Consider the following 14,442-nt stretch of genomic DNA (forward strand, 5'->3'; position numbering starts at 1 on the left):
AAATTATCAAAGTTCTGTTGCTTTAGCCTGTATATTTTTATGGCTACCTTTATAGGGTTAATTATGAACAGTAAATGTCAACAGACCCTATTATATTTATTAATTTTTATTTTTTGACATCAACACTCAAACAGAGATGGTGGCAGCATAATTCATAATTTAACCCATTAAAATTTCTTATAAATTTAATAAAGTGATTACCCTTATTTACCCCTTGTTGATCTATTTCATTTGTTCCACTTTAAGTTTCAAATGACCAAATCGATATCCGTGAGTTGTATTTATAACTCCGAAATCATTGCGATACTAAAGCAATGGCGGAATGAAGGTGGTGGCCGTTTTGATCAAAAATATCGTTCATGGAACTATTGGCAACCATTCTCTGCTACCGTCTTAAAAATGTTAGAACAAATGCACACACCCAACGATGTAAAGCACTACTAAAGTGCTTTACTTCTTTAGCGAGTTAAAACCCTACATAAAACTTCTCAATCAACTGGCGTGTCTTGACCATCAAGTGAGTGAACACATTATCCCGCTCAAACAGCTTAACCTTATAGTTTGGTAAGTCCTTCAACTCTTCTTTACGTGGTAGGCGTTTGGTGAACTCATAATGCTCCAGAACCTGCTTCATCGCTTCTGGTTTCAGATTTTCTTCTTTACAAAGATGCTGATAGGCCTGTTCTTTTTCGATATCCCAAAATTGTGCAAAGGCATCTTGTACGCTTTGACCATTGATCATCTTAGGCATGTTTTCTTCAATGAATTTTTGAATCAGGTCTTGCTTATCGTGCAAGCTAATATCACTACTGATTAAATCGTAAATTTGCGCTTGGTACTTCTGACGCTTGTCCTCTGAGTCTGTATCAACAACAAGCTGTAGCAGGTTGATGATATATCCAACATTGATACGGTCACTATGCAGTAAATCCAGTTGAAAATCGACATCATCCAGTACCGATACTTTTTCTTTCTTGGTGGTCTTTCTAACGGCACGACATAGGTCAGCATACTTAGAGGCGAAGTTCGCAAAGTGCTGCTTATCTAGTTGTGTTTGGTCTTGATCGTACTCAATAAAAGTTTGTAATTGCGCGTTATAGCGCATCACTTCACGGAAAGCTTTAATAAATTCCAGTTGCTGTTCTTCAGTGACAAGATCATCGACTGATTGGTAATTGGGCGTTAAGGCAAACAATTTGCTCACCGCTGCTTGGTAATCCTGTTCGATTTCCGCATAGCTTGGAACAAGTACAATCTTGGTGGTTTCTTTATTGGAAAATAGTGCCAGTGCTTCATCGGTGGCTCGTTTCAGGTTACGGAAGCAGATGATATTGCCAAATGGTTTTTTATCATTGTAGACACGGTTGGTACGAGAGAATGCTTGAATCAAGCCATGATATTTTAGATTTTTATCGACATACAACGTATTCAGAGGTTTGGAGTCAAAGCCCGTCAGGAACATATTGACCACGATTAAAATATCAATCTGCCTGTTTTTTACGCGCTGTGCGATATCACGGTAGTACGCATAAAATTGATCACCTGAGTTGTAGTTAGTTTTGAATTGTCGATTGTAATTAGCAATGTAGCGATCCAGCTTATCCCGACTGGATGAATTGACCTGAGTTGGAATATCTGCGGCTTCTTCGTGAATCAAGCCAGTTAAGTCATCAGTCGGTACAGCCTCATTTGCAGCATAGGAAAAGATAGTGGCAATGGTCAACGGTTTAAATATCCGACCTTGTGCTTCATCTTCAATTTGCTTTTCAGCCTGCACCTTTTCGAAGATGTCGTAATATTGGGTCAGTGTTTCGACCGAACTAACACAGAACATCGCGGTAAATTCACGATTACGGGTTTTGGTATCGTGGATATTGACAATGTAGCGGGCAATCATTTCTAAGCGTTGCGGGTTGTCATACAGTTCTTTTTTATCGATGCCTTCTACATCTTCCTCATAACTTTCATTCGTCGCCATGCCTTTGGTGGTGTATTTGCCCCGATAATCAATTTGGAACTGCAATACGTTACGGTCGCGGATAGCATCGACAATCACGTATTTATGCAAACACTCATTAAACAGGTAGTCTGTGGTGAGTTTTAAACCTGCTTTGCTTTGGCTGTTCTTTTCAAAAATAGGCGTACCAGTAAAACCAAACATTTGTGCATTGCTGAAGAATTTTTTGATGTTCTGATGGGTCTCACCAAATTGACTGCGATGACATTCATCAAAAATAAAGACCACTTTTTTATTTTTAAGATAATCAATCGATTCTAAATAACGTTCAGTGCTGATGGCCCGATTGAGCTTTTGTATGGTGGTCACAATCAGTTTGTCATGACGTTGATCGAGCTGTTTTACCAAGGTCGATGTGTTATCGGTGCTGTCGACGCTGTCTGCTTTAAAAGCATTAAATTCGCGTGAGGTTTGCGTATCGAGGTCGTTACGATCGACCACAAACAGAACTTTTTCCACATCAGGCATTTGCATGATGATCTGACTGGCTTTAAATGAGGTCAGGGTTTTGCCTGAACCTGTAGTGTGCCAGATATAGCCGTTCTGATCGGAGTTTTGCACATGCTCCACAATTTTCTGTACTGCATAAATCTGATAGGGACGCAGCACCATCAGGCTTTTGCTGGTTTCTAGCAGCACCATGTACTGAGTCAGCATTTGGGTCAGATGCTGCTGATTGAAAAAAGCTTCGGCAAAGTCGACAATTTCATTGATGTGTTTGTTGCTGACATCGGCCCATGGAAAGGCAAACTCGATGCCTGTGGTGCCGTTGGAGTAATAACGAGTATTGGCACCATTACTAATCACAAACAACTGGATAAAGCCAAACAGCCCTTGCCCTGCCCAATAGGCTTCACGAATATAGCGTTGGGTTTGATTAAAAGCTTCGGCAATTTCCATGCCGCGTTTTTTCAGCTCGATCTGTACCAAAGGCAAACCATTGACCAGTAAGGTCACATCAAAACGGCTGGTACGGCCATTATAGTCGCGGTGATCGATGGTGATTTGATTGGTCACCTGATAAATATTTTTGCTTGGATCATCAGACAGGAAAAAAATATGTTTGCTAGTGCCGTCATCAAATTTGACTGGAAACAGATCACGCAGATTTTTGGCACGTTCAAACACTGTGCCGGAATTTAAATGACTGATTACCTGTTTCCATTCATCTTGCGATAAAGGTGACAAAGCATTGGCACGTTCAATTTGAGTTTTCAGGTTAGACAGTAGCTGGCGTTCATCCTTGAGCGTGACTGAGGCATAACCTAATTGTTGCAGCTGGCCAATCAGTTCGTTTTCAAGTTGATATTCGCTTTGTACTGTCATTTCCTTCCCCTCTAAAATCTTAAATTATTCACTTCAATGTCTGTTTAATTAAACTCAAGATATATTCTAAATTTTCACTATCTTTAACTTTCACAGCAAAATAATTTCCATCAACCACATCCTTAAAAAAATTTCTAGGATCATCGATTAATTTCTTTCTTTGCTCACTAATATCAAAACGTATGAAATCTTTGAAAAAATGCACATATAAAAGATTGGAATTCTTACATTTAAAGGCAATATAGTTTTTTCGAATATTCATTTCTATGTCAGGTGCTAGATTTAAAATCGAATCCCTGAATTGCTCATATAGCTCTTTAATGTCATCAGACTTATCCGCCAAGTGATAAGCTTCATCATATGTCTGGATTTCTTTAGCAATTTTTTTAATGTCTTCAGACCCCATCTTTTGCACTTGCTTAATTGAAGGGGCTGATTTGGTTTTCTGCAATGGATTGACTGAAATAATTCCACCCTGATAGCGTTTGATTTCCCACAGCTCAATGCTGAAGTCTTTAAAATTAGTAGACTGCTTTTGAAAGTCGGTAAAGCTGGGGGAAACGAAGATGATTCTGCTTTGTGACCAATCCACGTCCTGACGTTTAAGCTGTTTACTCTGGCTTTCGTTGTACTCAACGATAAAATCTGCTTTGTAGTCGAGCATCAGATTTAGATAAGAAACGCCTTGGTCGATCACGCTATAATTGCGTTCACGTTTGTATTCGATAATCACAAACGCCTGACTTTCGGGATCGAAAGCCAGTGTATCAATACGGTTGTTTTTAATGGTGAATTCAGACTTGATGAATTCCAGACCTGTAAAGCTGTAAAGATTGGTTTCAAACAGGCTTTGAATTTCCCTTTCTAAACGAAAAGGATCTTCGTTCAGCTCAACGAATGTCTGGACTTGAGTTTGATATAATTGCATTTGTATGCCTTATAAAGATCTAGATTGATTTTAAATTGCTTATTTCCACTCAAGTTCTATCTGATCTAAGATTTTATGTATAAAAACAATAAATTGCGTAGCTTCATTCAAATCAAATTTTGAAAACTCCCAACGCATTCCCCAGAATTCATTACCTTTACCTTCGTGCCATTCTTTAGAAAATTGATGTGGACTTTTTTTAAGAGACTGCTTCACTTTTTTAAGAATCTCTTGCGTTGGATTTTGAATATACATAACGATCGAATAACTCATAGGATCTTTATCAATATGAAGATTTAAAACTGACTCTGACCATTCTTTCCAATTATTGCCTACAAAACGAAATGCCGGTGTACTATCCCAAGTATGTCTTCTTACATAGGGTTCATATTTTTCACCAAGAGCTGTTTGTAATTCATTATTAATATGATCAATAATTTCTTGATAAACATCCTCTCTTAATTTAACGAGTTTTTGAATTTGTTGCATGTGATCAACCACAAAATTTAAACTTTCCATATTGGTTTCCAATAAATCTACAAAACTATCTAGATGCAACAAAAAATCACGAGCAAAAACGCCCCATTTATTTAAGGGATTCTTAAAAATATCATGAGCTAGTGCTATTCGTATTTCTGAGGTTAAATCGTTATAAGCCAAACCAATCCAATGATCTGCAGAGCATTCACCTTGAGGGCATAGCACAAGAGTGACTAATTTTTTCTCGACAGGATATTCTTCTTTTTTAATTGACTGATTAATCTCTTTTAATCTCTTTTTTCCCCAAGAGACATAGTCTGGAAATGGGTTATTTTGATGATGATGAACTTTTACCTCGACAACAACCAAGGAGGTATCAGTTTCAACCCATAAATCGATACGATTACCTTTATCCGTTGTTTGTTGTGTCGATAATTCAAGAAACTCTCCAAAATCGAAATCTGTGTATTCTTCTGTTGCATTTAAGCTGCTAATAAAGCCATTATAAAATCCCGTACCTAGACCATGTTTTTCATTTGGGTCAAGAAAAAAAGCCAAAAGTTCTGTAATTGGGTTTTCATGATGATTTTTTAATGCTGTATCAAAAATTGTCATTTCTCGTTCAGGTATTTTATATTTTTGAGCTTTAAGCAAAAGATTTTCATACTTTTGAATGAGGTGGTCTTCTAAATCTTGCATTGTTATAATTTCACTCTTTAATTTAAATAAGAGCCAAATCCTAAAGTAGATTTGGCTCAACACTTTTAAACAAACATCTGCTGCAACAAGCCTTTTTTCCAGGTTTTGGCCTGTTCTATTTGCTGTGCCACGACTTCAATTTTTTGGTCGATGCTCGATAAGAAACTGGCGATTTTGTTCTGTTCTTCTAGACAAGGTATTTCTAAATTTATTTTTAGTAAATCTTTAGTATAAATTGCAGCCACACTTGTAGTACCTGAAGCAATCGCTTTCAACTTTTCCAAAGTTTTTTGCTCATTAAAGAGATAATTCATAAAAATATTGTTTTCAAAATCTAATCTCAATAGATTGGAATTGTAATAAGCAATTGGTAATTCACCTCGCCACAATGCTACCTTCCCAACTAAATCCAAGGTATTCCGGGTATTAAAAAATAAATCATTCTTTTTAATTAAATCTTCAGGATCAATTATTTGATCTTCAGGTATATATTCGAGTTTATCTAAGTTAAATGATCCCCTTCCTAAATTGCCCATCTTAATTAATGGGTAAGACGTGACCATCTCAGCATTTGAATAATTCCCACCCAATCTGTAACTTATTAAAACATCCTTCAACTTACAATGTTTCCAAGCCCCAAACTCACTCCCATCATCCGCTTTAAAATGAATCTGCTGACTAAACAGTTTTTGCATCATGCCTTGTTTATATTGGCTCAGTAGCGCATGTTTTTGAGTGAGTTGGTTAATCTTTTCATCCACAGCAGAAAGAAAAGAAGCGATTTTGGTTTGTTCTTCTTTTGCAGGTCTATTAACTTTTAGATTTTTTAATTGAGATGAATATAAATGTACAACGGAATTGCCTTGTGCTAATTGTGCAATTTCCAATTTTTTAGCTGAGCTAAGATAATAAGCTAACCATTCACCATTTTCGGCATGATTTAGAACATTCAAATCACCGCTTAAAATAATATCGCTTTGTAACACACATGAAGCCGTAGCAATATCAATTTGTGTTTCGCCTGATGCTGGAATAATTACATCGCCTGCTTTACTTAAAACACTATCAGCCTTCGAAATATTTGTTTTAGATACAACTTGATTGATGACCTGTCCATAAGTTGTATACAACTCACCATATCTAATACAAAGATTTTCACCATCTTCTGATATATCTGCTTTTGAGATCCCTTTTCCTTTTGAAAAAGTAGCTAAATTTCCCAACTTATGAGATGACCAATCATCATTAAATTCTTTAAACCGTAATTTAGGTATAGCCATTACTTCACCTCCGCAAACGGTGAAGCAATTCCAAGCTCTTTGCAGAAATCTGCAATCAGCACATCGGTTTTTTGACTGTCTTTTTCAAGCTGTTGCAGTTGCTTGGCAATCTCATCCAGATCAATCTCGGCTTCCGCTTCAAAGGTATCCACATAACGCGGAATATTCAGGTTGTAATCGTTATCTTTGACTTGCTGTAAAGTGGCGACATGTGCATACTTTTCAATATCCTGACGGTTTTCAACAGCCGCAATAATATTGTCCAAATGCTCCGGCAACAGCTTGTTTTGGTTCTTCTGCTTTTCAAAATCGTTGCTGGCATCAATAAACAGAATATTGCCGCTATGCTCACGGTTTTTCTTCAATACCAGAATACAGGTCGGAATCGAGGTGCCATAGAAGATATTGGCAGGCAGACCGATGATGGTATCCACCACGTTCATCTGCTCAATCAGGTATTGGCGAATCACACCTTCACTGGAACCACGGAACAACACGCCATGTGGCAATACCACCGCCATGGTGCCATGCTCATCCAGTTGATACAGCATGTGCTGTACAAAGGCCATATCCGCTTTGGAACTTGGCGCCAGTTTGCCATAAGCGGCAAAGCGTTCATCTTGTAGAAATAACGGATCGGCTGACCAGTTAGCAGAGAATGGAGGATTAGCCACTACTGCATCAAACTTTTTATCCAGATGCTGCGGACGGGTTAAAGTGTTTTCCTGCTTGATATCGAACTTGGCAAAATGCACATCATGTAGAATCATGTTCATGCGTGCCAAGTTGTAGGTGGTACGGTTCATCTCCTGACCGTAAATCATATCGACATCTTTAACTTCACGTTTTACCCGTAGTAACAACGAACCCGAACCGCAAGTCGGGTCATAGACTGAACGTAAACGTTCTTTGCCTTGGGTGACAATCTTCGCCAGTAAAGTCGATACCGTTTGTGGTGTATAAAATTCCCCTGCTTTTTTACCTGCACCTGATGCAAACTCACCAATCAGGTACTCGTAGGCATCCCCCAGTACATCGGCTTCGGTATTGGAAATATCAAAATCAATGTCATCTAAATGACTGAGGACTTTCGCCACCAGTGCATTACGGTCACTGGCATTATTGCCGAGCTTGGTCGAGTTTAGATCCAAATCTTCAAACAGGTTGGCAAAGTCATCGGCAGAGTCAGTGCCTAACGTGCTTTGTTCAATCGATTTTAAGGTCGCAGTTAAATCATCCAGAATGAATTCGCCCTGACGACCACGCTCGGCTAAGGTATGGAATAGCTGTTTGGGTGTGAGCGCATAACCGACTTCGGCAATGGCATTCTTTTTGATTTCTTCGATATAAGGCACATGCTCAGAATTGCTTTCATCCAGCTCAAGAAAGCTGAGGTCTTCGCCATCCAGCAATTCATTAGCAAAGTTCACCGATTTTTCTGATAAATATTTAAAGAAAATAAAGCCCAGAATGTAATCACGGAATTCATCGGCGCCCATGGTGCCACGTAAAGTATTGGCAATATTCCAAAGTCGTTTTTGTAATTGTTGCAGTTGTACGTGGGTCATTGTTATAGAAGTCCGATGAAAAGAATAAAACATGACTAGTGTACCGAAAATTAAAGTTTTTTCAGCAAAAATGAATGGAGAAATACAGGATTTGTTGCCCCAAAAAGCACTTATATTCGCAAAGAAGATAAATGCTTTTTTCAACATTAGGCTCCTTTAATCTCATAACTTTTATTTTTAAAAAGCTAAGGGATCTCAACCTGAACCACGACCAACGTCAAGGATATGAGAAGCTTTAGGTAATTCATCTATAAATAGCTGATAATTTATTGTTTTGATTACGAATACTTAGCCTAAAAATTACAATTAGTCTACTAAAAAACAAAAAATAAGGGAGCTAAGAGCATCCCTTATTCACGACCCGCCAACTTACTTTCAATCCATTGATGAATCTCATAAGCTGACCAACCGATACGATTTTGAGTTATTTTTACTTTTTTGGGAAAAGTTGGATCATAGTAAGGTGAGTATTCATCCATCATCTCATAGATAGTAGAACGCCCCACTCCAACAAATTCCATGACTTGCTTGATACTGATCAGTTGATTCATTTGAAAAGTTTGACCTGCAAATGCATTCATGATGTTTACTCCTATCTCATGATTTCGAGCAACTCGCTCATGAGATACGGCAATCTCGTAAGGTTTTACCCTGTTCGATTTAATTCAAAGCCGTCACTGATCCTTTCAATCCCTGCTGAATATCAAATGCAGTCTGAGTCTCCTCAATCTGCTGGTCTCCGACAGGCTGATAAAATTCCTCAATCACATCCAAACCCTCTTCCATATCGACCTCCATCCTTCCATTCGCAAAACCCTTCCTTGCAGTAAAGTCTAGAGCCTCCTGATAAAACCCTGCCTGCTTACTCTGCTCATCAATCTGCTTCGCCTGAATAATCGCTTCATTTAAACTGATCCCATCTCTTAAAGTTAAATCCACGTAATACACCGGCTGACGATAACTTTGCGTCGTACTCTTGCCCCGCAATATCAACTGCAAGGGTAGACATGACAACAAGCCATTTGATGCTGCATGGTAATAACTCAGCCGTGCAGCCAAAGTCCGAATACTATTAAAGCCTGTAGTTCTAAAGATGAAGGTGCCAAACTCATCCGATTCATCTAAGTTCACATGCAAACGCCCGTAGGGCTTGCAATACCCGCCTTGCGCTAATGGACATAAATCAGGCGATGGACAGGGAAGTTGCTCCACGCTTTGATTGGTTAAACGCTGGCATGTTTCACCGTTGCCGACACATACTGGACGACCAGTCTGACGATCAAACAGGGTATATTCCGCCCGTAAGTTTAGATCAGGATCATTGAAGATCATGCGAACAGGGATTGAGCGCAACTTTTGATTGGGAGTATTCGCTCGAAGCTGTTCATCCAGTGGATGCTTCACCCAGCCTTCTTTGCTTTGAATCTGGGAAGTAATGGTGAACTGGTCATCCTTTTCCGGTAGGCGTTTGCCATTCTTTTCAACCATCCGACCAATACTGATCCGTCCGAGTATTGGAGGAGTAATTGCTAAACCTTTAATCATGTTGATATTCCTTAATGTATTACCTTACAAATTTGGGTCTATGTATGTAGGTCGGAACAAGGACCAAATAAGTTACCCAAAGAATGTAGAGCCAGATAAAGTGCTACAGAGATCGCGACCGATTTGCTCTCTACCGAAGGGTAGAGAGCGGGGAGCGATTTTTGTGAATTTTTGATTTAGTGCTGTAGATAGGGCTTAGTCGGTATAGATGTTAAATCGACGACTGCCTTGCTTTTGAAGTGGATAAAGCTCGATGAGTTCAGGCTGGTGCTGAAGCAATGCCTTGGTATTTAGACTGATAGAATCCTTGGCTTTCTTCCAGACTACTGAGCCATTTGCAAAGACTGCCCTTTCCTTGTCTTGCATCATCATCTGAATTTCATGTTTAAGCTGGTCAAAGCGTTCCTGCTGATGCTGAATCTCTTCCTTCATTTTGATGAGCTGGTCGAACATCAAATTGGCATTTTCATTTTGCGAGAGATCCTCTACGGTTAAGGGTACATGCGCTGGATAAAGTTGTTGAATCGCTTTAGCTGCCGATTCACTTGCATCCACGGATGGTGGTGTATCCTTTTCCACGCATTCCCAGAAATATCGTTCTGCTTGAACAATATGCTCAATCACGGATTCTGATCGTGTCACTTTGAAGATCTTGGTTTCATGCCCACAGATCAAGACACAAACATGCGCTGCCTGTTTACCAGTCACCGCCAGTTGATGTTGTACCTGACAAAGCACGTATAAAGGCACACCATCACGCCACAATTTTGCTCCATGCTCACCTGCTGTTTTACATTCTAGGACCTGAACGTCATCACTGCCGACCACGCTGTAATCCAGATTGGCTAACATAAAGTGTTTATCGGGATCAGGATGCTGAAGTACTGCATTGATCCGTCGCACCTTGTTATGGGTGTGCATGCTATAGAACTCAGCCACTAAAGGTTCCAGCTGCTTACCCCAATACAGCGGTGCTACACCTGAGCTTTCATCTTCTATGGATTGAGCCTGTCGTCCAGTTTTGATTAGCCAGAGTTCCAGCATCGACATATAGGGATTGAGACCACAGGCAGTCGCGGCATCACTGCTACCGATACCTTGTTTACGAACTTCGAGCCAGTCCTGATATTCCATCCCTTTGGTGTTGACCAGTCGCTTGGCTGCTGTTGAGCGTTTGGTAGTAATGGTTGGATTGACTACGATCTTAGATCCTACAGTCGTAGGCTGATGGGAAATAGGTACAATTTGATTCATGGAATTATCCTTATTAATTCTGATCTCTGTAAAAGAAATGCATAAAAAAGCCATACCCGACACGAGGTCGGGTATGGCGATATGCATGCTGATTCAGATTATTGATTGTGAGTAGTAAGTAGAGAGAGTTACGTGTGTGCTGTACTCAGCGATTGTTGAGACTTGCGGGGTTAAGGTTGGATGGATTACATGAGCTTAGGCTATCAAAGATAAAGCCTGTTCCAGTCCACGTTGCTTAAGACCTGCGCCTGTTCCAGTCCACGTTGCTTAAGACCTGCGCCTGCACCAAACCAAGCTGAATCAAGACGATGATCGGTACTCATGGCACGTCGTTCATGATCCACAAATTCTGTGATCGAACACAGTAAGCCATAAGCAGTTTCTTTGGCGGATGACAGGTCAGCACCACGTCCTTGCCCATTGAACATGTCCAAAGCTTTATTCATGGCACGACCATTTGGTTCAGGCTTTTTCTCTTGAGCTTGCTGCGCGACATTACGATAGAACTGAATGATGTTTTCTTCAGGATCGGAAATTGACATGGTGCTGTTGTTGAATACGGCATCAAAATAAGCTTTGGCTTCCTGCTGACTCACCTTACGCTGTGTGAGTTGTTTCATTTCATACATGTGCTCATCCCAGGCACGAACTGAAATACCCAATTGCTGCTTCACTTTCTCTGCATCAAACTTGGTACTATGTGGAACCTTCACCACACCAGCACTACTGCTCTGCCCACGTAACGCAATAGCTAAAGTGTTGTTACAGACTACTCGGATACTTGTGAACTGTGCTGTCGTTGCCAAGGTGCCATCACACGCAGTAGCCAGCAGGATATAACCATTACTGACATCCTTAGACTTTAACGCGGTACTTTGCCCGGTACGTGCCAAAGCCCAGAACTTCTTCCCACCTTTCAACACCCCTGCGGTTTCTAACTCAAAGCCAGATTGCTCAGTCAGATCCCGGTAGAACTCTAGAATCTCTTTAGGCTGAACTTCCTGATAACGCTGACTGACTACAGATAAAGGTGCATGGGTATCCGAACGATACAACACTCGCTGCTCTTCAAATGGCATGATAATGCTCTGACCACGTTCATTTTGTGCCATGTAGCTGACATTAGAGGATTCAATCCGCCAGTCCATCCCGGCTTGCTGTGCCCAGACTTCCAGTGGTTGATTCGGACTTAGCTGATTACCGAGACCATGCCAAGGGGTTTCGCCAACATAGGCGATTTGTTCGATTTGATGTGCCATCGTTCTTATCTCCTATGCTGATTCAACGAAAATTCTGCTGACAGTGATTGCAGTGATAATAGGTCAGCGTGATCGGCTTTTTAGGCTCATCAAACACACTACTGAATAGGCCACCAATGACTGCACCTGCAAGCCCGCCAAGCAGTGGTGATACAGGCAAAGGTAAACCCTTTGAAATGGTTGCACCGATAGTTGCGAACGATGCAGATGCGGCTAGACCTGTAGAATCAGATCCACTCACCTGCTGATTAACCACTTGAATAACCTGATCCGAAAAACAATAAGGACAATTTAAACTCATAATATATACCTCTAGAAATGACAAAGGCTCACCGATTGGCAAGCCTTGCAAAGTATTTAAAACCTCGTTTTCATCTAGATAATGTATATCTGAGATTATTTTCAACTCATTGAAATGTACGCATCTTGGCTTTGCATTTCACACGCAGATGTTGCGCATCTTTTTCAGGCCGTACTAAATAGCGCACAGCATTAACCATTTTTTCTACTTCACTAGAATTATTTCTGTAGATTCGACCAACACCTAAAATACCCAATTCCGTGTATTCTTGGATCTGCTCAGAATCATGACAGTTAAAAAAGTATCTTAACTTGCCTGTGATGAAATCGATTGTAAGCAGTTTGCAAAGGACAGAGCTCTTGAGGAATATCATGCCATGTCGCACCCGTACATAGCCTCCATAAGATAGCTTCTATGATATTTTTACTGTTTTTTTGAGCAGTAATAACCATGTAATCGTATAGTATATTGAATTTACTACTAAATATTATCGGCAAGAAGAGTACGGGCAATTGAAAAATATAGAAATGAAAAGAGCTTAAAAGAGAATTTATGGCACCCACGGAATAAGATTAACTTTCAATACGATATTGGAAGGTATTTTTAACATTCGACACACTGGTCGGTTTGCCATCGACGAGACGAGGCTGATATTTAAAAGTGAGAGCAGCCTGAATCGAAGGTCGTACAAACATCGGATGGCAGTCGCCTTGTGCCTTTGGATTTTCTACCCGTCCTTTTTCGTTCACGCTATACACCACCGTACAATCCCCCTCCAGCTTACGATCCAAAGCTTGTTCAGGATAAGCTGGTGCTATTTTTGTAACAGGTTGATAATTTTTAACATCAAATGATTCAGGATGAGTTTGTGCTTTAGGTTCTACTGATTTCTGGGTCTTCGTCTGAGTTGGTATATCCGCTTGAGACTGCGTATCTACTGTTTTCTGAGATTCCGCTACTGCCGCTTGCTTTTCCGTCACGACTTGCTGTGTCGGTTTAGACGCTGTAGGTACAATTTTGTTGCTCTGTGACTCTACAAACTTCTTGGTGGTTTTCGGTTGGACTTCAGTAGGTTTCTCAACCTGTTTCTTGACAGGCTCATGTAAGGGTTTTTCTTCGACTATCGGCTCAGGCTTTTTAGGTTCAGGTTGTTGTTTGGCTGGAGGGGGTATTTGCACAAATTGTAATTGAATGGTTTTCGGCTTGGGTTCCGCCAATGTTTCATGCATCTCAACCGTACATAACCATGCAATTAGCGCAATATGCAATCCAGCCGTGACCGAAAGTGCTAGGCCTTGATCACGAAACCTAATTTTGGAAACGGTTGTCATCATGATTGTGGTTCCTCTGTCACTAGCCCCAAGTTCGTTACCCCACTTTTTTGCAAGGATGCTATGGCCTGTGCAACCAGTTGATAATCAGCATCCTGATCGGCACGTACATAAACCTGTAAGCTTTTATCTTTTTGAATAATCGGAACGAGCTTTTGTTGCATAGTGGCTAAATCAATGGCCTGATCCGTAACTTTCTCGGTATTCACTTCTGATCCAATATTCCAGTAATACTGGCCATTGGCTTGAATAGATAAGGTTACAATACGCTGCTGTTGTGACGCGGGCATGACATTGGCATCCACTTTAGGCAAATCAATTTGAATGCCTTGCGTCAACATTGGTGCAGTCACCATAAAAATTACCAACAACACCAACATGACATCAATATAAGGAACCACATTCATTTCAGCATTGGGTTTTAATTTTTGAGGACGCTTAATCATGGCTCTTG

The 14,442-nt window shown here is 40.3% G+C and carries 12 protein-coding genes and 2 pseudogenes; all 14 read right to left on the reverse strand.

Annotated features, from left to right (window positions below):
* Positions 1–466 precede the first annotated feature (466 nt).
* Positions 467–3,343 (reverse strand): type I restriction endonuclease subunit R, encoded by a 2,877-nt coding sequence (locus NI465_RS12995; RefSeq protein WP_253145601.1) that lies wholly within the window; start codon positions 3,341–3,343, stop codon positions 467–469.
* 28 nt (positions 3,344–3,371) lie between these two features.
* Positions 3,372–4,271: a DUF5655 domain-containing protein gene (locus NI465_RS13000; RefSeq protein WP_253145602.1), complete on the reverse strand. Its 900-nt coding sequence runs from the start codon at positions 4,269–4,271 to the stop codon at positions 3,372–3,374.
* Between the two features lie 39 nt (positions 4,272–4,310).
* Positions 4,311–5,450, reverse strand: coding sequence for a PD-(D/E)XK nuclease family protein (locus tag NI465_RS13005; protein WP_253145604.1), 1,140 nt, complete (start codon positions 5,448–5,450; stop codon positions 4,311–4,313).
* A gap of 65 nt (positions 5,451–5,515) precedes the next feature.
* Positions 5,516–6,250, reverse strand: a pseudogene (locus NI465_RS16855) (restriction endonuclease subunit S); the annotation flags it as partial.
* A pseudogene (locus NI465_RS16860) lies at positions 6,242–6,730 on the reverse strand (restriction endonuclease subunit S); the annotation flags it as partial. The pseudogenes NI465_RS16855 and NI465_RS16860, both read right to left, overlap by 9 nt.
* The gene (locus NI465_RS13015) at positions 6,730–8,298 is read right to left on the reverse strand and encodes a type I restriction-modification system subunit M (protein WP_253145608.1); all 1,569 of its coding nucleotides are present in this window, start codon (positions 8,296–8,298) and stop codon (positions 6,730–6,732) included. The pseudogene NI465_RS16860 and the gene NI465_RS13015, both read right to left, overlap by 1 nt.
* Positions 8,299–8,648: 350 nt before the next feature.
* Positions 8,649–8,879: a helix-turn-helix transcriptional regulator gene (locus NI465_RS13020; protein WP_155861816.1), complete on the reverse strand. Its 231-nt coding sequence runs from the start codon at positions 8,877–8,879 to the stop codon at positions 8,649–8,651.
* Between the two features lie 79 nt (positions 8,880–8,958).
* Positions 8,959–9,843 carry a recombination directionality factor gene (locus tag NI465_RS13025; protein WP_253145610.1) on the reverse strand — a complete coding sequence of 295 codons (885 nt, stop codon included), beginning with the start codon at positions 9,841–9,843 and terminating at the stop codon, positions 8,959–8,961.
* 195 nt (positions 9,844–10,038) lie between these two features.
* Entirely contained in the window at positions 10,039–11,097 is a 1,059-nt protein-coding gene (locus NI465_RS13030; protein WP_253145611.1) for a YqaJ viral recombinase family nuclease, read from the reverse strand.
* Between the two features lie 203 nt (positions 11,098–11,300).
* Positions 11,301–12,356: a DUF932 domain-containing protein gene (locus NI465_RS13035; RefSeq protein ID WP_253145613.1), complete on the reverse strand. Its 1,056-nt coding sequence runs from the start codon at positions 12,354–12,356 to the stop codon at positions 11,301–11,303.
* Between the two features lie 22 nt (positions 12,357–12,378).
* Positions 12,379–12,657, reverse strand: a complete 279-nt coding sequence (locus tag NI465_RS13040; protein WP_131273872.1) for a hypothetical protein — start codon at positions 12,655–12,657, stop codon at positions 12,379–12,381.
* A 293-nt stretch (positions 12,658–12,950) separates the two neighbouring features.
* Complete coding sequence (locus NI465_RS16760; RefSeq protein ID WP_163170403.1) at positions 12,951–13,109, reverse strand: transposase; 159 nt, start codon at positions 13,107–13,109, stop codon at positions 12,951–12,953.
* 120 nt (positions 13,110–13,229) lie between these two features.
* On the reverse strand, positions 13,230–13,991 hold the full coding sequence (locus tag NI465_RS13045) for an energy transducer TonB (protein WP_228722200.1): 762 nt from the start codon (positions 13,989–13,991) through the stop codon (positions 13,230–13,232).
* Entirely contained in the window at positions 13,988–14,434 is a 447-nt protein-coding gene (gene tolR / locus NI465_RS13050) for a protein TolR (RefSeq protein WP_253145615.1), read from the reverse strand. Before tolR ends, NI465_RS13045 begins: the two co-directional genes overlap by 4 nt.
* Between the last annotated feature and the right edge of the window lie 8 nt (positions 14,435–14,442).

Source organism: Acinetobacter lwoffii, assembly GCF_024129855.1.
Lineage (GTDB): Bacteria > Pseudomonadota > Gammaproteobacteria > Pseudomonadales > Moraxellaceae > Acinetobacter > Acinetobacter lwoffii_L.

Bases quoted from the DNA above. Each gene is read 5' to 3' on its own strand.
- NI465_RS12995 (WP_253145601.1), bottom strand. From the start codon at position 3,343: ATGACAGTACAAAGCGAATATCAACTTGAAAACGAACTGATTGGCCAG.
- NI465_RS13000 (WP_253145602.1), bottom strand. From the start codon at position 4,271: ATGCAATTATATCAAACTCAAGTCCAGACATTCGTTGAGCTGAACGAA.
- NI465_RS13005 (WP_253145604.1), bottom strand. From the start codon at position 5,450: ATGCAAGATTTAGAAGACCACCTCATTCAAAAGTATGAAAATCTTTTG.
- NI465_RS13015 (WP_253145608.1), bottom strand. From the start codon at position 8,298: ATGACCCACGTACAACTGCAACAATTACAAAAACGACTTTGGAATATT.
- NI465_RS13020 (WP_155861816.1), bottom strand. From the start codon at position 8,879: ATGAATGCATTTGCAGGTCAAACTTTTCAAATGAATCAACTGATCAGT.
- NI465_RS13025 (WP_253145610.1), bottom strand. From the start codon at position 9,843: ATGATTAAAGGTTTAGCAATTACTCCTCCAATACTCGGACGGATCAGT.
- NI465_RS13030 (WP_253145611.1), bottom strand. From the start codon at position 11,097: ATGAATCAAATTGTACCTATTTCCCATCAGCCTACGACTGTAGGATCT.
- NI465_RS13035 (WP_253145613.1), bottom strand. From the start codon at position 12,356: ATGGCACATCAAATCGAACAAATCGCCTATGTTGGCGAAACCCCTTGG.
- NI465_RS13040 (WP_131273872.1), bottom strand. From the start codon at position 12,657: ATGAGTTTAAATTGTCCTTATTGTTTTTCGGATCAGGTTATTCAAGTG.
- NI465_RS16760 (WP_163170403.1), bottom strand. From the start codon at position 13,109: ATGGTTATTACTGCTCAAAAAAACAGTAAAAATATCATAGAAGCTATC.
- NI465_RS13045 (WP_228722200.1), bottom strand. From the start codon at position 13,991: ATGATGACAACCGTTTCCAAAATTAGGTTTCGTGATCAAGGCCTAGCA.
- tolR (WP_253145615.1), bottom strand. From the start codon at position 14,434: ATGATTAAGCGTCCTCAAAAATTAAAACCCAATGCTGAAATGAATGTG.